Below are 21318 nucleotides of genomic sequence, written 5' to 3' on the forward strand. Positions count from 1 at the left end.
GCCTGCTGAGGAAGCTGGACATGTAGGAAAGACCTCTCTCTGCTGGGGGAAGCACGAGACCCGGCGCCATGGGCACGAGCCATACGGGGTCTTCGGATCGGACGGACCGCCGGACGTGGTGGCGATCCTTCCGCTCTTCGCCACCGGCAACCAGCCACCGCTTTCCCTACGAGCGGTCTTCCTACTACTGACGGAGACAGGCTATGGAGACGATCCCGGACCAGGTGAAGTCGCGCCTGTGTATGCCTTCGCGGTGCAGATGCCGCCAGACCTTGCGGACCCCGTAGACGCTGAACGGACGGTCCGGGCGCCGGGGGCGCGGCTCTTCGCCGCGTAGTGGGTGCTCGTCGCGATTTTCAGTCCGTGGCTGGTCAGGACTCGGCAGATCGGCTCGACTCCGCACACCTGGCGGTGTGTGTTTTCGGCCTTGCCCGCTTGATCTCTGCGGCCTCCTCGGAGGTGACGCCGGGCCGCCGGCCGGTGTCGACCTGCGATTTGCGGACCCAGGTCCGCACCCTCTCTGCGATGCCGACGCCCAGTTTCGCCGCCTGGGCGGAACTCGAGTACGCAGCCCCCTCGTGCGAGTTGCGCGTCATGGTGGTGTGGCCTGGAGCTTTGACGTCGACAGGTGCCAGGAACGGGCCATGAAGCACCCGCCCGAGGCACACGAGCCGGTGGACACGCTCCTCGCCTGATTCGCGGGCGGTCATCGCCATCAGGATCGGGTGAGCCGTTCGACCTGGTGGTGGATGTGCTCCACGTGGTGCTCGGATTCCGGTTTCATCAGCACGCTGCGGAGGATGCGGACGCTGTCGGTGTCCGAGGTGATTTTGGGGTGGCGTGCGGTGAACGCCCGGCGGTCGGCTTTGAGGGTGCTCAGGAACACCGGGTCGGGGCTCGTCATGCCGTCCGCCAGGATGCGGGCGGAGGCCGTGTCGATGCCGCTGAGGGTGGCGGGGTCGACAACGGGGAAGTAGCTGACGATGTCCAGTTCTGGCTGTTGGTACAGCTCCAGGTGGTCGGAGGTGGTGATCAGCCGTGCCCACTTCAGTGCGGCCCGGCGGCCTGCCGCCAGCACCTGGCCCAGGCCGTCGGCGGTGGGCGGGATGAGCTGGAAGGTGAGCCACAGGGCGGCGGCCGATGCGCCGGCGCGTGAGCATTCCAGGCTGATCTCCCCGAGGTGCAGCTCGGTGGAGGTGAAGTAGGTGTAGGGCGAGTCGTGGAGGTAGAAGCGCCCCACCTCGGGGTCGCGGAAGAGCACGGCACCACAGCCGTAGGGCTGGAGCCCGTGTTTGTGCGGGTCGACGACGACCGAATCGCACCGGGCGATCGCCTGCCATGGCTCGGGCGCCAGTCCCTCGGGCCCGTCGGCGCCTGCCAGCAGGGCGAAGAAGCCACCGTAGGCGGCGTCGACGTGGATACGGACGCCGTAACGCTCTGTGAGGAGCAGGGCCTCGTGGATCGGGTCGACGGCCCCCAGCCCGGTGGTTCCGGCGGTCAGCACGACCGTGCCCACCCGGCCGCCGCGCAGCAGGTCCTCCAGCGCGTCGAGGTCCATACGCCCCCGGTTGTCCGTGGGCACCGCGTGTCCCTCCATCCCCAGCACCCGGCACATGCGGCCGTGGGTGTAGTGGGCATCCGCGCTGTACGCGACTCCTCGGCCGGGGTGGAGTTCGCGGGCGACGAAGAGGGCTTCGAGGTTGGCGATCGTGCCGCTGGTGGTGAGGTGGCCGAGGTGGGTGTCGTAGCCGAACATCGCGGCGAGCCGCCCGATGGCCTCGCGTTCCATCGCTGCGGTGGCCGGGCCGCCGTCCAGGGCGTGGTTGTTGGGGTTGATCAGCATGGCGGTGAGGTAGCCGACCACCGCGGCGGGGTGCGGGGGTTTGAGCATCTGCCCCGCGTAGTGCGGGTGGAAGAAGGGGTAGTTGTCCCGCAGTCTCCCGGCGAAGTCCTCGAAGGCCGTGGTGAAGCGGTCGTCGTCGACCTGGAGCGACGGGTGCGGCTGGTAGGGACCGAAGGTGTCGGCCCAGTCCTGTATTGCGTGGGTGGCTCGGCCGAGCCAGTGCTGCAGGTCCACGGATGTCCCTCTCTCCGATGTGGCTGACGGGGTGGCGTCCACCATAGAATTTCATTGAGCAGTCAGCAATTGACAGCTCAGCAATTGAGATGGCAGTAGGTGATGTGGCAGTAAACTCGCGGGCCAGGACCGTCAGGATGGGAGGGCTCGGACAGGTGAATGCCGCGACCCGGCAGGGCGACCAGGCCGCCCGTGCCGCCAACAGCAGGCTCGTTCATGACTTCGGGCTGCTGATCAAAGCCGCGACCCGTCTGGAGCAGCGGATCGACTCCGCCCTGCGACGTGAGTGCGGGATCAGTCACACGATGCTGGAGGTCCTCATCAGGCTGTGCCGCAAGCCGGGCGAGGAGGTCTCCCAGCGCCGGCTCGCCGACGACCTCACCCTCACCAGCAGTGGCACCACCAGGCTGATCGACCGCATGGAAGAAGCCGGTCTGGTCCGCCGCGTACCGTCACCGGAGGACCGCAGAAGCGTCCTGGTGGAACCGACCGATCACGGCCGTACCGTGTTTCTTCAGGCGGCGACCGTTCACGCCCATGTCGTCGAGCGGTACTTCGTCACGCCCGTGGCCCGTGACGATTACACACGGCTGACCGGCGCGCTGAGCGACATCAACGAGTCGCTGCGCGACACCGCCGACTGACATCGTGCGCTGCGGGGGAGGGTCCTGACGGCCGACCGGGCGAGAGACCGACCACGGTTTACTGGCACAGCCACACCGGCAAACCGGGTGACGCGTCGGACGCAGAGCTGTCCGAGCCCCGTGGGGGCCTCGGACGATGTACGGCCCCTGGGCACCAGGGGCCGTCACCGCTGTCGTGACGGAGGCGGACTCATCGGGGCCGTCGACGCGGCGATCTTCGGCGGGTTCCTCTGCGTTTGCCGGCACGCTCTGCGCCCAGCCGCGCGCATCCTCCGGCAGCTGCGACTCCGGCTCCACACGCAGCCCCGTGCCCTTGGTGCCAGCCAAGAATCCTCGCCGCACAGGTCCCTGAGACGCGTGTCTGGAGCCCATCCAGGCCATTCAACCTCGTCGGGCCCCAGCCACGGACCGTGCGCGGGATCAGTTCTCGTCCGGCGTCAGCCTGAGCGAGATGCTGTTGATGCAGTACCGCTGATCCGTGGGCGTCGGATAACCCTCCCCCTCGAACACATGCCCGAGGTGGGACCCGCACCGGGCGCACCGCACCTCGGTCCGCACCATCCCGTGCGAGCGGTCCTCGATCAGCTCCACCGCGTCGGTGTCCTTCGGGTCGAAGAAGGACGGCCAGCCGCAGTGCGACTCGAACTTCGTGCCGGACGTGAACAGTTCGGCACCGCAGGCGCGGCAGGAGTAGACGCCCGTCGTCTTGGTGTTGGTGTACTCACCGGTGAAGGCGGGCTCCGTGGCGGCCTCGCGCAGCACGGCGTACTCGGCCGGGGTCAGCTCCGCGCGCCACTGCTCGTCCGGCTTTTCGACGTCGTACGACATGAATGCTTGCCCCTCACTTCGACAGGCGGTCCAGGATGAGCGGGCCGAGGTCGGTGACATCGCCCGCGCCCATGGTGAGAACGAGATCACCGGGCTTCGCCATTCCCGCGAAGAGCGCGGGCACCTCGCTCTTGTCGTGCGCCGCCGTCACCTCGGCGCCGGCCGCCCGGGCCGCGTCGATGATCAGCTCGCTGGTGACGCCGGGGATCGGGTCCTCGCGGGCCGGGTAGATGTCCAGGACCAGCGAGGAGTCCGCGAGGGCGAGGGCCTGGCCCATCTCCTTGCCCAGCTCCTGGGTGCGGGAGAACAGGTGGGGCTGGTAGGCGACCAGGATCCGGGCGTCCCCGGCGGCGGCGCGCATGGCCTCCAGGTCGGCCACCATCTCGGTCGGGTGGTGGGCGTAGGAGTCGATGACCTGGACGCCCCCGACCTCGCCCTTGAGCTGGAGCCTCCGCTTGACGCCGGTGTACGCCGCCAGCGCCGGGGCCAGCTCGCCGGCCGGGATGCCCAGGGCCGCGCCCGCCGCGAGGGCGGCCACCGCGTTGAGGGCGTAGTGGCGGCCCGGGACCGAGACCTCGAAGGTGCGCTCCTGGCCGTCCAGGAGGACGGTGACCTGGCTCTTCAGCCCCTGCGCCAGCACCGACAGGACCCGTACGTCGGCGTCCTCCGCCTCGCCGTACGTCACCGTCCGGACGGTCCCGGACACCCGCCGGGTCAGCTCGCGCGCCCCGTCCTGGTCCGCCGAGATCACCAGAGTGCCGCCCTCGACGATGCGGTCGGCGAAGGTCACGAAGGACTCGTAGATCTCGTCCATCGACGCGTAGTTGGCATGGTGGTCGAGCTCGACGTTCAGGACGATGGCGACCTCGGGCGCGTACTTGTGGAAGCTGCGGTCCGATTCATCCGCCTCCGCCACGAAGATGTCGCCCTCGCCGTGCAGGGCGTTCGAGCCGGGGGCGTCGAGGTCGCCGCCGATGGCGTACGACGGCCTGAGGCCCAGCTCGGACAGGGAGACCGCCAGCATCGACGTCGTGGTCGTCTTGCCGTGCGTGCCGGCGACGGCGATCGGGCGCAGCCCCGCCATCAGCGAGGCCAGCGCGTCGGCGCGGTGCACCACCGGGATGCCCAGCTCGGCGGCGCGGGCCAGCTCGGGGTTGTCCTGCCGGATCGCCGACGACACCACGACAGAGCTGGCGTCGTCGGCCAGGTGCTCCGCGGCGTGCCCGATGTGCACGGTCACACCGAGGGCCCGCAGTGCCTCGGCGGTCGCCGACTCCCTCGCGTCACTGCCGGCGACCTTGGCCCCACGCTGCGCGAGAATCTTCGCGATCCCCGACATCCCGGCTCCGCCGATGCCGATGAAGTGCGGTCGGTCCATGGCGGTGGGGATGCCGGGTGCCATGCGTGTTCTCCCTGTGTGCGTGCTGGTGCAGCGGACGTTCGATGCCGACCCTAGTACTTACTTGTACTCACTCGTACTTTCTTTGACACCGCTGGTCAGCTACGCCTTGCTGTGCGAAAACAGCTTCAGTACCGGCACCCCCACCTTGTGCCGGGCCCGAGACGCCCAGTCCCGGTGGAAGAACTCCTCCACGTAGTGGGGATCGGTCAGCACGATGACCTCGTCCGCGTCGACCTCGTCCACCACGGCCTTCAGCGCGTCCAGCGGATGATCCTCCAGCAGCCGACCCTCCGCCTCCGCCCCGGCCGTACGCAGAGCGGTCAGCGACACCTCCAGCGCCCGCTCCCCCGTGCTCAGCGCCTCCTCGCCCTCCGGGGTCTCCCCCTCCCGCACCGCCTCGTCGAGCTCGCCGAGGGCGATGTCGTCGATGGCGCGCAACAACCTGTCTGCCTGCTCGCCGCGCGGCTGGAGCAGCACCTGGAAGGCGACCTGTTCGTCCCCGTGCAACGTGGTGACGAACTCCACGTCGGCGGACGTCAGGGCCTTCTCAATCATCAAAACGCTGGTGAACACCGGGCGCCCCTTCTGCGGAAACCATCCTGCCCCGTGCCTGCACGGGGGCTGCGACTTTCAGTGTGCCCGGCGGAAGCTAAACGGAACGGTGGATTCCGCCGTTTTAAGGACTACGGCACACACAGAACCCATGTCCGAACCAAGGTCACGTCCGCCGGTACCGGCCGAACAGAAAGCCCTCCTCCTCCAGCAGGGACACCAGCTCGAACCGTTTCGGGACCGCCACCGAGGGCCCGCCGGCGATGCGCTGGGCGTCTCCCGCGGTGAGCATCGGCGACAGCGTCAGGCAGAGTTCGTCGAGCACTCCGGCGGCCACGAACTGGCCGAGCAGCCGCGGCCCACCCTCGGTCAGCAGCCGGGTGTACCCGAGCTCGCCGATGGCCCGGACGGCACGGACGGGGTCCACGCCGACGCCGTCACCGGCGATCACGACCCGGGCGCCGGCCTTCTCCGCGGCCGCGATCCGGTCCGGGGCCGCGGCGGCGCCGGTCAGGACGAGGGTGGGCACGGAGGGCGAGGTGAACAGCGGCAGGCCGTAGTCCAGGTCCAGGCTCGCGCTGACCACCGCGATGGCGGGGGCCGGCCCCTGCCCGGCGGCCTCGCGCGCCCCGGCGAACTCCGCACGCGCGCGTGCCGGGCGGTACCCCTCCTGACGTACCGTTTCGGCGCCGACGACCACGACGTCCGCCAGCGCCCGCAGCGTCCCGAAGATCCGCATGTCGGCCGCGGTGGAGATGGGCTGCGAGCGCCCCTCGTGCTGGGCGGCCCCGTCCAGGGTGGACACCATGTTGGCCCGCAACCAGGGCCGCGGCCCACCGGGACCGGGCGCGGGGTAGGCATAGGCGAGGGCGAGCTCGGCGAGGCTCCACTCGCGGTCCACGAGATCCCCACCGGGAAAGCCGCCGGCACCGCCCCGAGCCCCACGCCCCGAGCCGACACCCTCCGGAACCTCCTCGCCACCGGCACCCGCCGCGCGCTCCCTCTCGGCCGCCCCAACACCAGCACCGCCTCCCCGGGCCGACCCGGCACCCACCGCGCCACCCCGCCCGACACCGGCACCAGCCACCTCGCCCCCCTCGATCGCCCCAGGCCCAGCACCAGCACCAGCACCAACCGGGCCGCCCAGCCCCCCGGTCGGCGCCCCACCAAACCCACCGGCCGCAAGCCCACCCCCGGCAGCTCCACCCCCCTCTTTCCCGGCCGTACCTCCGGAGGTCCTCGCTGTTGTTTCGTCGGTCACAGGGAACAGGCGTCGCATGTCATGGAGTCTGGCACGGCGCTTAGCATGGTGACCCGTGTCGTCCTCCACAGCCGCGTCCAAGCCGAGCGAGATAGCCGAAGCGAGCCCGCTGTCCCTGTGCGCCCGTGAGCCGCACGTCCCGGCGGACCGGCTGGTCGCCGAGATGGTGCCGCCGCCGCGGTTCGACTCGGTCCGCTTCAGCACCTACATCCCGGACCCGAACCAGCCCAGCCAGACCGAGGCGGTCCGCGTCCTGGAGGGCTTCGCGGGCGGGCTCGGCGGCGCGCACGCGAGCGGCGCCGGCAAGAACAGGCGAGGCCTGTTCGGGTTCGGCAGGGCGAAGGCGCCCAAGGCCCCGGCAGGGCCCCGTGGCGTCTACCTCGACGGCGGCTACGGCGTCGGCAAGACCCACCTGCTCGCCTCCCTCTGGCACGCCACCCCGGCCGAGCCGTCCCTGAAGGCGTTCGGCACCTTCGTGGAGCTGACCAACCTCGTCGGCGCCCTCGGCTTCCAGCAGACGGTGCGGACGCTGTCGGGTCACCGGCTGCTGTGCATCGACGAGTTCGAGCTGGACGACCCGGGCGACACCGTCCTCGTCTCCACCCTGCTCGGCAAGCTGGTCGACGCGGGCGTCGCGCTCGCCGCCACCTCCAACACGCTGCCCGGCAAGCTCGGCGAGGGCCGCTTCGCGGCGGCCGACTTCCTGCGTGAGATCCAGGGCCTGTCGGCCCACTTCCGCCCGCTGCGCATCGACGGCGAGGACTACCGCCACCGCGGCCTGCCCGAGGCTCCGGCGCCGTACTCCGACGAGCAGGTGACAAAGGCGGCGTACGCCACCGAGGGCGCCTCGCTCGACGACTTCCCGCATCTGCTGGAGCACCTGGCCCGCGTCCACCCCAGCCGGTACGGCGCGCTGACCGATGGCCTGAAGGCCGTGTGCCTCACCGACGTACAGCCGATTCCCGACCAGTCCACCGCCCTGCGGCTCGTGGTGCTCGCCGACCGGCTGTACGACCGCGAGGTCCCGGTCCTGGCCTCCGGGCTGCCCTTCGACCGGCTCTTCAGCGAGGAGATGCTGAAGGGCGGCTACCGCAAGAAGTACTTCCGCGCGATCTCGCGCCTCACCGCCCTGGCGCGCGACGCCAAGGACCTCGTCATCGCCTGACGCTCTTTAACCTGCTGAACTCCTCCTGGTCAAGGGGGAGTTCAAGCCATGCCACCCGCGCATTTCAGGCTCTCTTCAGGTGGAAACGTTAAGTTAACCCTGCAAACAACTTTGCCGGGCTAATGTGTTTCTTGACCAACGGTTGACCAAGCGTTGGCTCGCGCATGAGGAGTGGACTGTCCGGAGGGAGGCGCATGTTCCGAGGTACGACGGCCCGGACCGTGATGTCGCTCCTCGCCGCCGTCCTGCTCGCCCTCCAGTTTTTCGCTCCCCGCGCTTCCTTCGCACACGCGCATACGGTCAGTCAGGCAGAGGCCAAGGCCCAGCCCGGAAACAAGCTCTCCGGGAAGGCGCTGCGCGACGAAACACTCATGTCCCACCAGTGCACACCGTCGGGCGATGGGGGCCCGACCGGTCCGCTGCCCGGTCGGGACCGTTCACGCTTCGCCGACTGCGGGCCCACGGCGCCCGACCGATCGTCGCTCACCCGGGACCCCGCGTCCACGAACCGGCCGGAGATACCCGGGGCCGGGCAGCACCGCACGTCGAGATCCTCGGCGTCGCACACCCCGGCCGCGCTTCAGGTCTTCCGCTGCTGAGAAGCAGAGCGGTCCCCCCCACTTGTCATGTAAACCCCGACGCGCCACAGCTGCGCGCCAGGAGGAGTCACCACACATGCAGCCCCTCATCGACAACGCCCGTATGTTCGGACAGCGCCCTGAGGAGTTCGCCAAACTGGCCGAAGGGCAGTCCCCGCAGGTCCTGTTCATCACCTGCTCCGACTCCCGGGTCGTTCCGGCCCTGATCACGGGCGCCCGCCCCGGCGAGCTCTTCGAGCTGCGCACCGCGGGCAACATCGTCCCGCCGTACGCCTCCGAGCACCCCACCAGCGAGGCGGCCACCATCGAGTACGCCGTGGAGGTCCTCGGCGTCAGCGACATCGTGGTCTGCGGCCACTCGCACTGCGGGGCCGTCGGCGCGCTGGTGCGCGGCGACGACCTCGACGCCGTACCGGCCGTGCGCAGCTGGCTCGCGCAGGCCGACCCGCGCCCGACGGGTGCCGTCGAGGACCCGGAGGTCGCCGAGGGCGTCCAGTCCCATGTGCTGACGCAGCTTCTGCGGCTGCGCTCGTACCCCTTCATCGACAAGAAACTGAAGGAGCGTCAACTGAACCTGCACGCCTGGTACTACGAGGTGCACAAGGGCGCGGTGCACGTCCACAACGCCGAGACCGACGCGTTCGAGGCGCTGTGATCGGCATGATGACCAAGTTCCCTCATCTGCGGCAGGACTTCGCCGCCTCGTTGGTCGTCTTCCTCGTCGCGGTGCCGCTGTGCGTCGGCGTGGCCGTCGCCTCCGGAGTACCGGCCGAGCTCGGCCTCGTCACCGGCATAGTCGGCGGCATCGTCACCGGCATGATGCGCGGCAGCAGCCTTCAGGTCTCCGGGCCCGCCGCCGGTCTGACCGTGCTGGTCTTCGAGGCCGTGCGGGAGTTCGGGCTGCCGGTCCTGGGCGTGCTGGTGCTCGCCACCGGCCTGCTCCAGCTCCTCATGGGCGCCCTGAAGCTGGGGCGCTGGTTCCGGGCCATCTCGGTCTCCGTCGTCGAGGGCATGCTGGCCGGTATCGGCCTGGTGCTCATCGCCGGGCAGCTCTACTCGATGGCGGACGCCAAGGCGCCCGCCTCCGGCCTGGAGAAGATAGCCGGGCTGCCCGGAGCGCTCGCCCGGGCCGCCGGGAACACCGAGGCTCTGGCCTCGATCGCACTGGGCGCCGGCACCATCGCCGTCCTGGTGCTGTGGAAGAAGCTGCCGCGCCAGGTGCGCACCGTCCCCGGTCCGCTGGCCGCCGTGGGCCTCGCGACGCTCGTGGCCGCGATGTTCTCGCTGCCGGTCGCCACCGTCGAGGTCAAGGGCCTGCTGGGCGCCGTCCAGCCGCCGTCCCTGAGCGCCTTCGGCGAACTCGCGGACGTCGGTGTGCTCGCCACCATCGTCGCCTTCACGCTCATCGCCTCGGCCGAGTCGCTGTTCAGCGCGGCGGCCGTGGACCGGCTGCACGACGGGCCGCGCACCGAGTACAACAAGGAGCTGATGGCGCAGGGCGCCGGCAACACCGTCTGCGGTGTGCTCGGCGCGCTGCCGATGACCGCGGTCATCGTGCGCAGCTCCGCCAACGTCCAGGCGGGCGCCAAGACCAAGGCGTCCCGCGTCCTGCACGGCGTGTGGCTGCTGCTGTTCGCGGCGCTGCTGCCCGCCACGCTGGCGCTGATCCCGATCCCCGCGCTGGCCGGCATCCTGATCCACGCCGGCTTCAAGCTGATTCCGTTCCGCGGGATCGTCTCCCTGTGGCGGGGCCACCGGGGCGAGGCGCTGATCCTGGTCGTCACCGCCGTCTCGATCGTCGCGGTGAACATGTTCGAGGGCGTGCTGATCGGTCTGGCCCTGTCGGTCGCCAAGACCGCCTGGGAGGCCTCGCACGTGAAGCTGGAGGTCATAGACAAGGGCGCAGGACCGATCCAGGCGTACCTGTCGGGCAACGCGACCTTCCTGAGGCTGCCGAAGATCCTCGACAGCCTGGAGGCCCTGCCCCAGGACCGCCCGGTGGAGCTGAACCTGTCCGGGCTGCACCACCTCGACCACGCCTGCCTCACGGCCCTGGAGAACTGGGCCGAGCGGCACAGTTCGGCGGGCACGGAACCGGTGCGGGTCACGGCGTCCTGACCGGCGTGTGACCCCTGGTCCGGGGCCGGGCATGGCCCCGGACCAGACGCCGGGCATATCGTTGCAGGAGCAGACCTCAACAGCCGTCGGCGAAGGAGGTCGTCATGCTCGAGGAGCTGCTGGGTGCGCTCGTGGGCGTGGGTGCCGCGGGCCTGGTGTACGTCGCGGCCGCCGCCCGGGTCGTCAAACAGTACGAGCGCGGGGTCGTGCTCCGGCTCGGACGGCTGGTGGGTGAGGTACGGCCGCCCGGATTCACGTTGATCGTTCCGATCGTGGACCGGATGCACAAGGTCAACATGCAGATCGTCACGATGCCGGTGCCGGCCCAGGAGGGCATCACCCGCGACAACGTGACCGTGCGCGTGGACGCGGTCGTGTACTTCAAGGTGGTCGACGCGGCGAGCGCGCTGATCAAGGTCGAGGACTACAAGTACGCGGTCTCGCAGATGGCGCAGACGTCACTGCGCTCGATCATCGGCAAGAGCGATCTGGACGATCTGCTCTCCAACCGCGAGAAGCTCAACCAGGGGCTGGAGCTGATGATCGACAGCCCGGCCGTCGGCTGGGGCGTGCAGGTGGACCGCGTCGAGATCAAGGACGTGTCGCTGCCGGACACGATGAAGCGCTCCATGGCCCGGCAGGCCGAGGCCGACCGCGAGCGGCGGGCCCGGATCATCAACGCGGACGCCGAGCTGCAGGCCTCCAAGAAGCTGGCCGAGGCCGCCCACCAGATGGCCGACGCGCCCTCCGCACTGCAGCTCCGGCTGCTCCAGACCGTGATGGCGGTGGCGGCGGAGAAGAACTCCACCCTGGTGCTGCCCATCCCGGTGGAGCTGCTGCGCTTCCTGGAGCGGGGCGAGGACCACGAGCGACATGTGAAGCGCGCCCCTGAGCCGGACGCGGATCACGTCCTGGAAGGCGCCGCCGGCGAAGAGGCTCACCCGGCCGTCGAACCCCGGGCCGAGCGGGAGGTCGAGCGGACCATCGAGGACATCATCGAGGACGCCACCGGGCAGTGACACGTGCTACGCGCGTGGTTCCCGAGGCCCGCACCAGGTGATAGACACGGCGGGGTCACAGTTCCTGTCCGCCAGCAGGAAGGCTGCCCCATGTCCGAGAACACGTCAGCCGGCCCCACGACGCGCCGTCAGCTTCTCGCCCGCACGGGCGCGTTGGGCGTCTCGATCGCCTTCGCCGGAAATCTCACCGAACTGTTCGCCGGCACCGCCGCCGCGCAGAACCTGGGCCACTCCGGCTACGGCCCGCTGGTCCGCGACCCGAAGGGCCTGCTCGATCTGCCGAAAGGTTTCCGTTATCGGGTCCTCTCCCGCGAGGGCGACCGGCTGCGCTCCGGTGAGGGCCGGGTCCCCTCCAACCACGACGGCATGACGGCGCTGCCCGGCAGACACGGCCGCGTCCACCTGGTCCGCAACCACGAGAACCGCGCGAACGCCAGGGTTCCCGTACCGACGGTCAAGGGCCTGACCTACGACCCGGCCGGCAAGGGCGGCTGTAGTGCCCTCACCCTGGACGCCGACAACCACGTCCTGTCCGAGCGCGTCGCCATCGCCGGTACGGCGGTCAACTGCGCGGGTGGGCCCACCCCTTGGGGCACCTGGCTGACCTGCGAGGAGACCGAGGACAAGGCGGGCACCAACGGCTACACCAAGGACCACGGCTTCATCTTCGAGGTCGATCCCGCCGACCCGCACCGCTCGGGCGCCATCCCGCTGACCGCGATGGGCCGCTTCCAGCACGAGGCGATCGCGGTCGATCCGCGCCGGGGCATCGTTTACGAGACCGAGGACGCCTTCGACAAGCCCTTCGGCCTCTTTTACCGCTTCCTGCCCCACCGGCCGCGCGGCGGCCTCGGCACCCTGCGCGCGGGCGGCCGCCTGCAGGCGATGCGGGTGCCGGGCGTGCCCGACCTGTCGTCGATCCAGGAGCCGGGCGCGGCGTTCGACGGCATCCAGTGGGTGGACGTACCGGACCCGCTGGCCACCCGGACCCCCATCCGCCTCCAGGACTTCGGCCGCAAGGGCATCACCCACGCGCAGAAGCTGGAGGGCTGCTACTGGGGCGGCCGCAGCGTCTACTTCGTGTCCTCCTTCGCCCGCAGCGCCGAGGGCTCGGCCGGGGACCACTACGGCCAGATCTGGCGCTACGACCCCGCCGCGCGCCGCCTCACCCTGGTGATCGTCTTCGGCCCCGACACCAATGTCCAACTGCCCGGCGAGTCCCCCGACAACATCTGCCTCGCCCCCAGCGGCGGCCTCATGGTCTGCGAGGACGGCAACGGCGCCCAGCACGTCTACGGCGTGACGCGGCGCGGCGAGGTGTACGCGATGGCCCGCAACGCCCAGAACCTCGGCACGCCCGAGGAGCCGGAGTGGGGCGAGTTCGCCGGGGTCGCCTTCTCGCCCGACGCAAGGACGATGTACGTCAACTGCTACACGCCGGGGACGACGTTCGCGGTGACGGGGCCCTGGCGTCGATAGCCGGAGGCGGGCGTGTCCGTCACGTCCTCTAACCTGTGCGGCATGAACGCAGCGGGGGATGTGGTCGACGGCCGTTTCGAGCTGGTGGATCGGCTCGGCAGCGGGGGGATGGGCACCGTGTGGCGGGCTCGCGACACGGTGCTGCACCGCGAGGTCGCGCTCAAGGCGGTCCGGTCCGACGCGGACACGGTCGGCGTGATGCGCGAGCGGGTGATGCGGGAGGCGCGGGCGCTGGCCCGGCTCAGCCATCCACACGTGGTGACGATCCATCAGATCGTGGCCGCCGAGCCGCATCCGTGGATCGTGATGGAGCTGGTGCCCGGCGTCTCCCTCCACCAGCGGCTGGACGACGGCTCGTTGACCCCGGCGGCGGCCGCCCGGCTCGGCCGTCAGGTGCTCGCCGCGCTGCGGGCCGCGCACGCGGCGGGCATCCAGCACCGGGACGTCAAGCCCGCCAACATCCTGCTGCGCCCCGACGGCAGCGCCGTCCTGACCGACTTCGGCATCGCCGCCCTCCAGGGCACGACGGGCCTCACGGAGACGGGCGAGCTGGTCGGTTCGCCCGAGTACATGGCCCCGGAGCGGATCCGCGGGCACGGTGACGACAGTCCGGCCGCCGATCTCTGGTCGCTGGGCGTCGTCCTCTACCTCTGCGTGGAGGGCGTCAGCCCGCTGCGCCGCCCGACGACGCTGGCCACGCTGGCCGCCGTACTCGACGACCCGCTGCCACCGCCGTCCCGCTCGGGTCCGCTGACGCCGGTGCTCCAGGCCCTGCTGGTCCGGGACCCGGCGGCCCGCCCGGACGCCGCCCGACTGGATGCGATGCTGGCGCGGGTGGAGGCGGGGGCGACACCGCACCGGGCCGCCCGGCCGACGATGACGGCCGCCGCCGTACCGCACCCGACGCCGTCACCGCCCCCCACCCAGCCGGACCCGCCGCGCCTCACGGCCCCCGGCCCCAGGCCCCGCACCCGCCTCGTGGTGGCCGCGACGGCAGTGCTGGCGATCGCCACGGCCACGGCTCTGATCCTGACCCTGCGGGCCGGCGACACCGGCGGCGACAACAAGGCCGCCGCCCCGCTCACGAAGCCTCCGGCCCCTACCAGCGCGTCCCCCACGCCCACCCCCGGCCGCACCCCGCAGGGCCGCTGGATCGCCCAGCTCCACTCCGAACCGGTCTCCGCCGGCACCGCCAACCGCGACCGCAGGCTCGCCACCATCCGCCGGACCGTTCCCGGGGCCGAGTTCCTGCTCAGCGACGACTACGCGTCCCTCCGCGGCGGCTACTGGGTCTTCTACGCCCCCGGCCCCTTCCGCAACGGCCGCGCGGCCCTGACCTTCTGCGCCGAGCACGACCGCACCACGGTGGACTCCTGCTTCGGCCGCTACCTGAGCACGGACCCGACCGAGTCCATCCTCCAGTGCCGCCCACCGGTCTCGGCGCCGACGGGCTACTGCACCCGCAAGGACTGAAGCCCCCGGAGCCCCCCGCCCCGCCGGGCGGGTGACAAGGACACGGCACACCACATCGGTGTGCCAAAATGTCTGTTTAATCACCATATCTTCATATAGTGATCACTCCTGTACGACGCGTCACCGCCGTCTGCGCCCTGGCCGCGGCCCTCAGCGCGCTCGCCTCCTGCACGGCGCCCGAGGCGACCCGCGCTCCCCGCCCGGCGCCCAGCGCCACTGCCGCCTCCCCTTCGCCCAGGGCTCCGACGCTCGCCCCGGGTCCCGCCGGCACGACGCCCGTCTTCGGGCACGGGCCCCGCAGCGGGGCCAAGGCCGTCGCGCTCACCTTCGACGCCGACATGACCGCCGATCAGGGGCCGCGGGCGGCGCGGGGAGAGCGGTTCGACAATCCGGGGCTCATCGCGGCGCTGCGGGAGCTGAAGGTGCCGGCGACCGTGTTCATGACGGGCCGGTGGGCCGAGGAGTATCCGGTCCAGGCCCGGTCCATCGGGCGGGACCCGCTCTTCGAGGTCGCCAACCACTCCTACAGCCACTACGCCTTCACCGACGACTGCTACGGCCTGCCGACCATCGGCGAGGAGCGGATGCGGGCGGATGTGGAGCGGGCGTACGCCGCGTTCCGGAAGGTGGGGGTGCGGGACGCGGTGCCGTACTTCCGGTTTCCGGGCGGGTGCTACGACCGGCGGGCCCTGCGGGCGCTGACCCCGCTCGGTGTCACGGCCGTGCAGTGGGACGTGGTGAGCGGGGACGCCTTCGCGACCGACGCCGGCGCGGTCGCCCGGGAGGTGCTGGAAGGGGTGCGGCGGGGGTCCGTGGTCGTGCTGCACTCCACGCGCAGTGCCGCTCCGACGACCGAGCGCGTGGTCCGCAGCGTCGTGCCGCAGCTCCGCCGCAAGGGCTTCCGGTTCGTGAAGGTGTCCGAGCTGATCGGGGCCGCGAGCGGGCGGCGGTGAGCGTCCTACGCTGGAGGCATGAGCGAGGACTACTGCACCATCGCCGACGCGGTGAAGCCGCCCAGGGCACAGGGGCCGCCGTACGCCGAGTGCGTGCTGTGCCGGGAGCCCACGGAGTACCCGGAGTCGTACAAGGGGATCACGCTCTGCCCGGTGTGCGAGTGGCAGGAGGCGCAGCGCACCGCCTGTTCAGGGTGATCTTCGGGAGGGGAGCGCGCAGGCCACGGCGATCGCCGCCGCCGTGAGCAGGGCCGCGGCCGCCAGGGGCAGTACGGGCAGCGGGACCGTGCCCGAGCGGGAGCCGGTGACCAGGCCGCTGACCGCCGCCTGGGCCGGGGAGCCGGTCACCACCACGGACAGCAGGGCCGCGAGCAGCATCGCCGGGACCGCGCGGCCTGTCGAGCGCAGCAGCGGCCAGGTGGTGAGGGCGCCGACGGCCGTGCCGAGCAGGGCGCAGGCCAGCGCGGCGAGCAGCCCGGCCGCACCCGCCGGAAGGCGCGGTACGCGCGTCTGGTGATCCGCGCTCGCCGGGTCGCTGATCAGCGTCACGACGACGGTCGCGACCGTGCCCAGCGCCACCGCGGTGCCCAGCGCCACCAGCAGCGCGGCGAGGTGCGCCCGCCCGGGGCCGGCCGCCGCGGAGACACAACTGCGGGCGGCCGGCGGCTCGTTGGTGACGCAGATCCGCACCAGCCAGGCGGCGACGGGCAGCAGGGCCGCGGCCGTGTAGCCGAGCGAGTCGAGGATCGGCTGGCCGCTCTGGACGCCGATCCCGAGGAACGCGACGTACAGGATGAACGGCGGCGGCCAGCGCTGCGAGCGGACGAGCAGGTCGGCCTGGTATCCGATCAGGGCGAGCAGGGCGGTCATCGGCGGCTCTCGGTGTCGGGTCCGGCCGGCTCCTGGTGCACGCTCACCACGTGCCAGGGCGGCCGGGCGGTCAGCAGGGCGCGCAGGAGGAGGTCCGAGTGGGACGCGGGCACGGTGAGACGGTGGGTGCCCGGCGTGGGTTCCTCGGCCGAGACGACCGCGCGGGTCGCGTCGGCGGGGAGCTGCCCGCCGCTCGGCCCCTGGGCGACGACGCTCACGCGCGGGCCGGTGGGCTCCTCGGGCGGTGGGTCGGTACGCAGGTCGAGTCCCGCGTTGCGCACGGTGTATGTCGCGTCGGGCGCCCCCGCCAGACGGCGCGGGTCGTGGTCCACGAAGACCACGGCGGTGCCGCCCGCGGTGCGTTCGGCGACGGCCCGCTCCAGCTCCGCGCGGGCGTCGGCGTCGAGCCCGGTCCACGCCTCGTCCAGCACCAGCAGCTCCGGTTCGGCGAGGAGCGCCTGGACGACGGCGACCTTCTGGCTGCTGCCCTTCGACAGCTCGGCCATGGGGGTACGGGCGTAGGGGGCGGCGCCGAAGCGGTCGAGCCACTCCAGGGCGGCACGGGTGGCCGCCGGGCGGGAGAGGCCGTGGACGGTGCCGAGGTGGGTCAGGTAGCCGAGGGCGGTGAAGGGGAGGGCGGTGGGGAAGCGCTCGGGGACGTACGCGGTGCGGGGCGCTCCGCTGATGCGGCCCTCCGAGGGGGCGTCTATGCGGGCGAGGAGGCGCAGGAGGGTGGATTTGCCCGTGCCGTTGGGACCTTCTATGCGGATGAGGGCGCCGGGGGGCACGGTGAGGTGGATACCGCGTAAGACCCATGGGCCGCGCAGGCCGTAGCGGCGGCCCACGTTGTCCAGACGAAGATCACGTTGCATAGGGGCCATCCTCTCCCATCCACTGTCCGCCGAGTTGGCAGACTGGACGGCGTGAACAGCGATCCTTCGGTTGACAGCCCCTTTCGGTCCGGGACCGGCGCGCGCGACGCCGCGCCGCAGTTCGTGCTCCCGCTCGTCGTACGTATCGAGCGGGGCGCTCCCCCCGCCCGCACCGACGCCCTGGAGACCTCCGCCCGCGCCGTGCTGGTGATCCTCGCCGACGCACGCTCCACCGGCGACGGCGAGTGGGCGCAGGCCATGCGCGACTGGCAGGACGCGCGTATCCGCAAGGTCGTGCGGCGGGCCCGCGGGGCCGAGTGGCGGCGGGCCGAGGGGCTGCCGGGGATCACCGTCACCGGGAAGTCGGCCGAGGTGCGGGTCTTCCCGCCCGTGCCGTTGGACGGGTGGCCCAAGGAGCTGGCCAAGCTCCAGGTGTCCGGTACCGACCTCGACGACCCCGAGCCGCCCGTGGCCGCCGACGCGTCGGCGCCGGTGCTGTGGCTGAACCCCGAGCTCGACATGTCGGCCGGCAAGGCCATGGCGCAGACGGGACACGCGGCGCAGCTCGCCTGGTGGGAGCTGTCGGACGAGGAGCGGGCCGCGTGGCGCGACGCCGGGTTTCCGCTGGCGGTGCGGACGGCGGAGCCGGGGCGCTGGCGCGAGCTGACGAGCGCCGGGCTGCCATTGGTGCGGGACGCGGGGTTCACGGAGATCGCGCCCGGCTCGTGCACCGTCGTCGCCGACCATCCTGCGCTGCGGTAGCCGCGGCTCCGGCTTACCGTGGTGGTATGCCCCTGTTGCTGGAGATCGAGTATCCCGGGGTGACCGCCGAGCAGTACGACGAGGTGCAGCGCACCGCCGGTACCCGCTCGGGTCGCACCATCGAGGGCCTGATCAGCCACGTGGCGATCGTCTCGGACGACGGGCTGCGCGTGCTGGACGTATGGGAGTCGCGGGAGGCCATGGAGGCCTTCCTCCCGGTCATCGTGCCTGCCACCAAGGCGGCGGGATTTCCGGATGCCGCCCCGCGGCTGAGCCAGACCCACAACGTCTTTCCGGCCTGAACACTCACGCCGTCTCGCGCGTACTTCCCGGTACCGGCCGATCGCGATGTCCGGGCTCGGGTCCCAACCTCAAATGTTGCTCTGAAGGCGGTCCCCGAAGGGTTCGGCCCGAGCCGGCGGGGCCATACCCCCGTCACGTCCGGCGGGTCCGAGGAGACGGGACAGGCGGGTACGGAAGAGGCCGAGGAGGGGACGATGGTGCGACTGGGCACGGGGATCGGGTGGCGTCCGGAGATCGCGGACGCCGTGGAGCGCATGCCGGGCATCGACTGGGTCGAGACCGTGGCCGAGAACGTCTGCCCCGGGCATCTTCCGGAGTCCCTGGTACGGCTGCGGCAGCGCGGCGTGACCGTGATCCCGCACGGCGTCTCGTTGGGCCTGGGCGGCGCGGAGCGGCCCGAGGCCGGTCGGCTGGCCGCGCTCGCCGAGCGGGTGGCGGAGCTGGGGGCGCCGCTGGTCACCGAGCACATCGCGTTCGTACGGGCGGGCGGGCCGCTGACGGCGTCCCCGCGGCTGGAGGCGGGGCATCTGCTGCCGGTGCCGCGCACCCGGGACGCCCTGGACGTGCTGTGCGAGAACGTCCGTATCGCGCAGGACGCGCTGCCCGTGCCGCTCGCCGTGGAGAACATCGCGGCGCTCATCTCCTGGCCGGGCGAGGAGATGACCGAGGGCCAGTTCCTGTACGAGCTGGCCGACCGTACCGGCGTGCGCCTCCTCATCGACGTCGCCAACCTGCACACCAACCACGTCAACCGCGGCGAGGACCCGGCCAAGGCGCTCGCCGAGCTGCCGCTGGAGGCCATCGCGTACGTCCATGTCGCGGGCGGCTTCGAACGCGACGGCGTCTGGCACGACAGCCACGCCCACCCCGTCCCCCAGCCGGTCCTCGACATCCTGACCGACCTCGCCTCCCGGGTGTCCCCGCCGGGAGTCCTGCTGGAACGCGACGAGAACTTCCCCGAACCGGCGGAGCTGGAGCGGGAGTTGGGGGCGATTCGGGAGGCCTTGGAGAAGGGCGACACCGAACGGGAGGCGCCGACGGAGGAGACCACGCCGGAGAGGCGGGAGGGGACGGGGGCGGTCCGGGAGGGCGTCGCGGGAGGGACTGAGCCGGTCCAGGAAGCCCGCGCGGAGAGGACGGACAAGGTCCAGGAAGGCCTCGCGGACGGGGCGAAGCCGACCGAGGAAGCCCTCGCGGAAGCGACGAGGCCGGTCCACGCCCTCACCGAGGGGACGACGCCGACCCAAGACACCCTCACCGAGGGGACGACGCCGGTCCAAGACACCCTCACCGAGGGGACGACGCCGGTCCAAGGCACCCTCACCGAGGGGACGACGCCGGTCCAAGGCACCCTCACCGAGGGGACGACGCCGGTTCAAGACGCCCTCGCCCCCGCCCGTCAGCGGATCGCCCTCGCGCAGGCCGCTCTGCTCTCCGCGCTCGTCGCCGGGACGCCCGTGCCGGAGGGGTTCGACCGGGTGCGGCTCGGGGTGCAGGCGCGGGCGCTCGCCGGGAAGCGGGCGGACGTCGTGGCGAAGGTGGCGCCGGAGTTGCCGGTGATCCTCGGGGACGGGTACCGGCGGGCCTTCGTCGCGTACACGCACGGGCATCCGATGGCCGACGGCTATCGGCGGGACGCCCTCGACTTCGCCGGATATCTGCTGGCCGAGGGGCGCTGCGAAGACGCGCGGATGCGGGCACAGTTGCGGGAGTGGTGGCTGGAGCGGTCGGGACCGAAGCCGCGTTCGCGGCGGCCGGGGGTCCGGCTGGCCCGGGCCACACGTAGGGTTCTGCTGCGACGCTGAGCGGGCGCCGCCTACGCCAACTCCCACTCCCCGGTGGACGCGGCCGCGAGCGGTGAGTGTGCCGGGGTTAACACTCCCAGCCGCACCATGGGGCGCCGACCCGGTTCGTCCTCATATGTCGCCGCAGATCATCCGCCATCACTCCCCATTCGCCCGCATCCGCCCTGGTTGCAACCATTCCCTCCGGTACGGCAGTTGACGTAGGCGCCCAAGTGAGCCGAAGTAATATGCCAACCCGACCCTCGAAGCGCACTAACGTGCGGTGCCGCAACAGGAGGCACCATGCGACCGCGACCCCCCGTCAAGGGCCGAGGCATCTTCAGCGGCACCGGGATCATCATCACCGGCCTGGCGGCGACGCTGCTGGCGATGATCTTCCCGATCTGGTCGTACGCCGACCGGTCCGGGACGGGTCTTGACGTACTGAACGCCGAGACCGTCTCGACCGGATACGGGCCGCTGTCCGCCCTCGACCGCGACTTCCTCACCAAGGTCCGGCTGGCCGGGCTGTGGGAGCTGCCCGCCGGTGAGCAGGCGAAGAGCAAGGGCACGACTCCGGCCGTACGCACCGCGGGGGAGCATCTGGTCGAGGGGCACATGTTCCTGGACGAGCGGGTGCGCGACGTCGCCGCCAAGCTCAGCCTCGCGCTGCCCAACGAGCCCACCGAGCAGCAGCGGGGGTGGCTGGCGACCCTCGACGCGGCCCAGGGCGTCGCGTACGACCGGGAGTTCGCCAACATCCTGCGGCTGGCGCACGGCAAGGTGTTCTCCATCGTCGCCCAGGTCCGGGCCAGTACCCGCAACTCCCTGGTTCGGAAACTCGCCGACGACGCCAACACCGCCGTGCTGGACCACATCAGGGTCCTGGAGGCCACCGGTTACGTCGACTTCGACGCCCTGGCCCGGGACATGGTCGCCGACAGCACCCCTCCGCTCACCCCCGCCCCCGCCCCGCCGGGTCCGACCACCGACCCCGCCCCGGCCGTCCCGGTGAGCCCGTCCCCGTCGCCGACGTACACCCTGCCGCCGGCCGCGACCAGCCGCCCACCCGACAATTCCGGCAACCACTGATAAACACCCCACGGCCGCAACCAATAATTGAGGAACCCCCACGGCGAGCAACCAACTCCGCGAGA

Annotated in this window: 23 protein-coding genes; 15 read left to right on the forward strand and 8 right to left on the reverse strand. The window is 71.5% G+C overall.

Annotated elements, in window-relative coordinates; all coding sequences use genetic code 11:
- Positions 1-337 (forward strand): hypothetical protein (locus tag ACP4J3_RS18175; RefSeq protein ID WP_426535571.1); only part of this gene is annotated, 337 nt, incomplete at its 5' end.
- Positions 338-371: 34 nt separating this feature from the next.
- Here ACP4J3_RS18175 and ACP4J3_RS18180 read toward each other — a convergent pair.
- The gene (locus ACP4J3_RS18180; protein WP_426535573.1) at positions 372-710 is read right to left on the reverse strand and encodes a hypothetical protein; all 339 of its coding nucleotides are present in this window, start codon (positions 708-710) and stop codon (positions 372-374) included.
- Between the two features lie 5 nt (positions 711-715).
- Positions 716-2077: a pyridoxal phosphate-dependent decarboxylase family protein gene (locus ACP4J3_RS18185; RefSeq protein WP_426535574.1), complete on the reverse strand. Its 1362-nt coding sequence runs from the start codon at positions 2075-2077 to the stop codon at positions 716-718.
- Positions 2078-2232: 155 nt separating this feature from the next.
- Here ACP4J3_RS18185 and ACP4J3_RS18190 point away from each other — a divergent pair, with 155 nt between their 5' ends.
- Positions 2233-2721, forward strand: coding sequence for a MarR family winged helix-turn-helix transcriptional regulator (locus ACP4J3_RS18190; RefSeq protein WP_426535576.1), 489 nt, complete (start codon positions 2233-2235; stop codon positions 2719-2721).
- A 420-nt stretch (positions 2722-3141) separates the two neighbouring features.
- On the opposite strand, the gene msrB is transcribed toward ACP4J3_RS18190, so the two are convergent.
- The 4 genes from msrB to ACP4J3_RS18210 all read right to left on the reverse strand — a co-directional run bounded on the left by msrB (position 3142) and on the right by ACP4J3_RS18210 (position 6404).
- Positions 3142-3549 carry a peptide-methionine (R)-S-oxide reductase MsrB gene (msrB, locus tag ACP4J3_RS18195; protein ID WP_426535578.1) on the reverse strand — a complete coding sequence of 136 codons (408 nt, stop codon included), beginning with the start codon at positions 3547-3549 and terminating at the stop codon, positions 3142-3144.
- Positions 3550-3562: 13 nt separating this feature from the next.
- Complete coding sequence (murC, locus tag ACP4J3_RS18200) at positions 3563-4951, reverse strand: UDP-N-acetylmuramate--L-alanine ligase (protein WP_426535580.1); 1389 nt, start codon at positions 4949-4951, stop codon at positions 3563-3565.
- 99 nt (positions 4952-5050) lie between these two features.
- Positions 5051-5506, reverse strand: coding sequence for an indole-3-glycerol phosphate synthase (locus ACP4J3_RS18205; protein WP_426535582.1), 456 nt, complete (start codon positions 5504-5506; stop codon positions 5051-5053).
- Between the two features lie 163 nt (positions 5507-5669).
- A complete protein-coding gene (locus tag ACP4J3_RS18210; protein WP_426535584.1) occupies positions 5670-6404 on the reverse strand; it encodes a pyrimidine reductase family protein in 735 nt (244 codons plus the stop codon).
- A 415-nt stretch (positions 6405-6819) separates the two neighbouring features.
- On the opposite strand from ACP4J3_RS18210, the gene zapE reads away from it, so the two are divergent.
- From zapE to ACP4J3_RS18255, 9 genes are all read left to right on the forward strand, one after another.
- Entirely contained in the window at positions 6820-7929 is a 1110-nt protein-coding gene (gene zapE / locus ACP4J3_RS18215) for a cell division protein ZapE (RefSeq protein ID WP_426535586.1), read from the forward strand.
- A gap of 194 nt (positions 7930-8123) precedes the next feature.
- Entirely contained in the window at positions 8124-8528 is a 405-nt protein-coding gene (locus tag ACP4J3_RS18220; protein WP_426535588.1) for a hypothetical protein, read from the forward strand.
- A gap of 76 nt (positions 8529-8604) precedes the next feature.
- Positions 8605-9183, forward strand: a complete 579-nt coding sequence (locus ACP4J3_RS18225; protein ID WP_426535590.1) for a carbonic anhydrase — start codon at positions 8605-8607, stop codon at positions 9181-9183.
- A gap of 5 nt (positions 9184-9188) precedes the next feature.
- A complete protein-coding gene (locus tag ACP4J3_RS18230; RefSeq protein WP_426535592.1) occupies positions 9189-10646 on the forward strand; it encodes a SulP family inorganic anion transporter in 1458 nt (485 codons plus the stop codon).
- 104 nt (positions 10647-10750) lie between these two features.
- On the forward strand, positions 10751-11665 hold the full coding sequence (locus ACP4J3_RS18235) for a slipin family protein (RefSeq protein ID WP_426535594.1): 915 nt from the start codon (positions 10751-10753) through the stop codon (positions 11663-11665).
- 90 nt (positions 11666-11755) lie between these two features.
- Positions 11756-13144 carry a PhoX family protein gene (locus tag ACP4J3_RS18240; protein WP_426535596.1) on the forward strand — a complete coding sequence of 463 codons (1389 nt, stop codon included), beginning with the start codon at positions 11756-11758 and terminating at the stop codon, positions 13142-13144.
- A gap of 42 nt (positions 13145-13186) precedes the next feature.
- Positions 13187-14617, forward strand: a complete 1431-nt coding sequence (locus ACP4J3_RS18245; protein ID WP_426535598.1) for a protein kinase domain-containing protein — start codon at positions 13187-13189, stop codon at positions 14615-14617.
- A 98-nt stretch (positions 14618-14715) separates the two neighbouring features.
- Positions 14716-15570, forward strand: a complete 855-nt coding sequence (locus ACP4J3_RS18250) for a polysaccharide deacetylase family protein (RefSeq protein WP_426535599.1) — start codon at positions 14716-14718, stop codon at positions 15568-15570.
- An 18-nt stretch (positions 15571-15588) separates the two neighbouring features.
- On the forward strand, positions 15589-15768 hold the full coding sequence (locus tag ACP4J3_RS18255) for a hypothetical protein (RefSeq protein ID WP_426535600.1): 180 nt from the start codon (positions 15589-15591) through the stop codon (positions 15766-15768).
- On the opposite strand, the gene ACP4J3_RS18260 is transcribed toward ACP4J3_RS18255, so the two are convergent.
- Both ACP4J3_RS18260 and ACP4J3_RS18265 read right to left on the reverse strand, forming a co-directional pair.
- Positions 15760-16431, reverse strand: coding sequence for an ABC transporter (locus tag ACP4J3_RS18260; RefSeq protein WP_426535869.1), 672 nt, complete (start codon positions 16429-16431; stop codon positions 15760-15762). The two genes, ACP4J3_RS18255 and ACP4J3_RS18260, sit on opposite strands and share 9 nt — an antisense overlap.
- A gap of 5 nt (positions 16432-16436) precedes the next feature.
- Positions 16437-17312 carry an ABC transporter ATP-binding protein gene (locus tag ACP4J3_RS18265; RefSeq protein WP_426535601.1) on the reverse strand — a complete coding sequence of 292 codons (876 nt, stop codon included), beginning with the start codon at positions 17310-17312 and terminating at the stop codon, positions 16437-16439.
- 51 nt (positions 17313-17363) lie between these two features.
- On the opposite strand from ACP4J3_RS18265, the gene ACP4J3_RS18270 reads away from it, so the two are divergent.
- From ACP4J3_RS18270 to ACP4J3_RS18285, 4 genes are all read left to right on the forward strand, one after another.
- Complete coding sequence (locus tag ACP4J3_RS18270; RefSeq protein ID WP_426535602.1) at positions 17364-18074, forward strand: aminoacyl-tRNA hydrolase; 711 nt, start codon at positions 17364-17366, stop codon at positions 18072-18074.
- Positions 18075-18100: 26 nt separating this feature from the next.
- Positions 18101-18376: a hypothetical protein gene (locus ACP4J3_RS18275; protein WP_426535603.1), complete on the forward strand. Its 276-nt coding sequence runs from the start codon at positions 18101-18103 to the stop codon at positions 18374-18376.
- A gap of 195 nt (positions 18377-18571) precedes the next feature.
- Positions 18572-20182 (forward strand): DUF692 domain-containing protein, encoded by a 1611-nt coding sequence (locus ACP4J3_RS18280; RefSeq protein WP_426535604.1) that lies wholly within the window; start codon positions 18572-18574, stop codon positions 20180-20182.
- 282 nt (positions 20183-20464) lie between these two features.
- Complete coding sequence (locus tag ACP4J3_RS18285; RefSeq protein WP_426535605.1) at positions 20465-21253, forward strand: DUF4142 domain-containing protein; 789 nt, start codon at positions 20465-20467, stop codon at positions 21251-21253.
- Positions 21254-21318 lie beyond the last annotated feature (65 nt).

The organism is Streptomyces sp. UG1, from assembly GCF_049974585.1.
In the GTDB taxonomy this organism is placed as follows: Bacteria; Actinomycetota; Actinomycetes; order Streptomycetales; family Streptomycetaceae; genus Streptomyces.

What these genes read in the sequence shown, in the direction of transcription:
- msrB (WP_426535578.1), bottom strand. Translation starts at nt 3,549, where the DNA reads ATGTCGTACGACGTCGAAAAGCCGGACGAGCAGTGGCGCGCGGAGCTG.
- ACP4J3_RS18255 (WP_426535600.1), top strand. Translation starts at nt 15,589, where the DNA reads ATGAGCGAGGACTACTGCACCATCGCCGACGCGGTGAAGCCGCCCAGG.
- murC (WP_426535580.1), bottom strand. Translation starts at nt 4,951, where the DNA reads ATGGCACCCGGCATCCCCACCGCCATGGACCGACCGCACTTCATCGGC.
- ACP4J3_RS18240 (WP_426535596.1), top strand. Translation starts at nt 11,756, where the DNA reads ATGTCCGAGAACACGTCAGCCGGCCCCACGACGCGCCGTCAGCTTCTC.
- ACP4J3_RS18180 (WP_426535573.1), bottom strand. Translation starts at nt 710, where the DNA reads ATGACCGCCCGCGAATCAGGCGAGGAGCGTGTCCACCGGCTCGTGTGC.
- ACP4J3_RS18225 (WP_426535590.1), top strand. Translation starts at nt 8,605, where the DNA reads ATGCAGCCCCTCATCGACAACGCCCGTATGTTCGGACAGCGCCCTGAG.
- ACP4J3_RS18285 (WP_426535605.1), top strand. Translation starts at nt 20,465, where the DNA reads ATGCGACCGCGACCCCCCGTCAAGGGCCGAGGCATCTTCAGCGGCACC.
- ACP4J3_RS18280 (WP_426535604.1), top strand. Translation starts at nt 18,572, where the DNA reads ATGGTGCGACTGGGCACGGGGATCGGGTGGCGTCCGGAGATCGCGGAC.
- ACP4J3_RS18235 (WP_426535594.1), top strand. Translation starts at nt 10,751, where the DNA reads ATGCTCGAGGAGCTGCTGGGTGCGCTCGTGGGCGTGGGTGCCGCGGGC.
- ACP4J3_RS18230 (WP_426535592.1), top strand. Translation starts at nt 9,189, where the DNA reads ATGATGACCAAGTTCCCTCATCTGCGGCAGGACTTCGCCGCCTCGTTG.
- ACP4J3_RS18265 (WP_426535601.1), bottom strand. Translation starts at nt 17,312, where the DNA reads ATGCAACGTGATCTTCGTCTGGACAACGTGGGCCGCCGCTACGGCCTG.
- ACP4J3_RS18275 (WP_426535603.1), top strand. Translation starts at nt 18,101, where the DNA reads ATGCCCCTGTTGCTGGAGATCGAGTATCCCGGGGTGACCGCCGAGCAG.
- ACP4J3_RS18220 (WP_426535588.1), top strand. Translation starts at nt 8,124, where the DNA reads ATGTTCCGAGGTACGACGGCCCGGACCGTGATGTCGCTCCTCGCCGCC.
- ACP4J3_RS18205 (WP_426535582.1), bottom strand. Translation starts at nt 5,506, where the DNA reads ATGATTGAGAAGGCCCTGACGTCCGCCGACGTGGAGTTCGTCACCACG.
- ACP4J3_RS18245 (WP_426535598.1), top strand. Translation starts at nt 13,187, where the DNA reads ATGAACGCAGCGGGGGATGTGGTCGACGGCCGTTTCGAGCTGGTGGAT.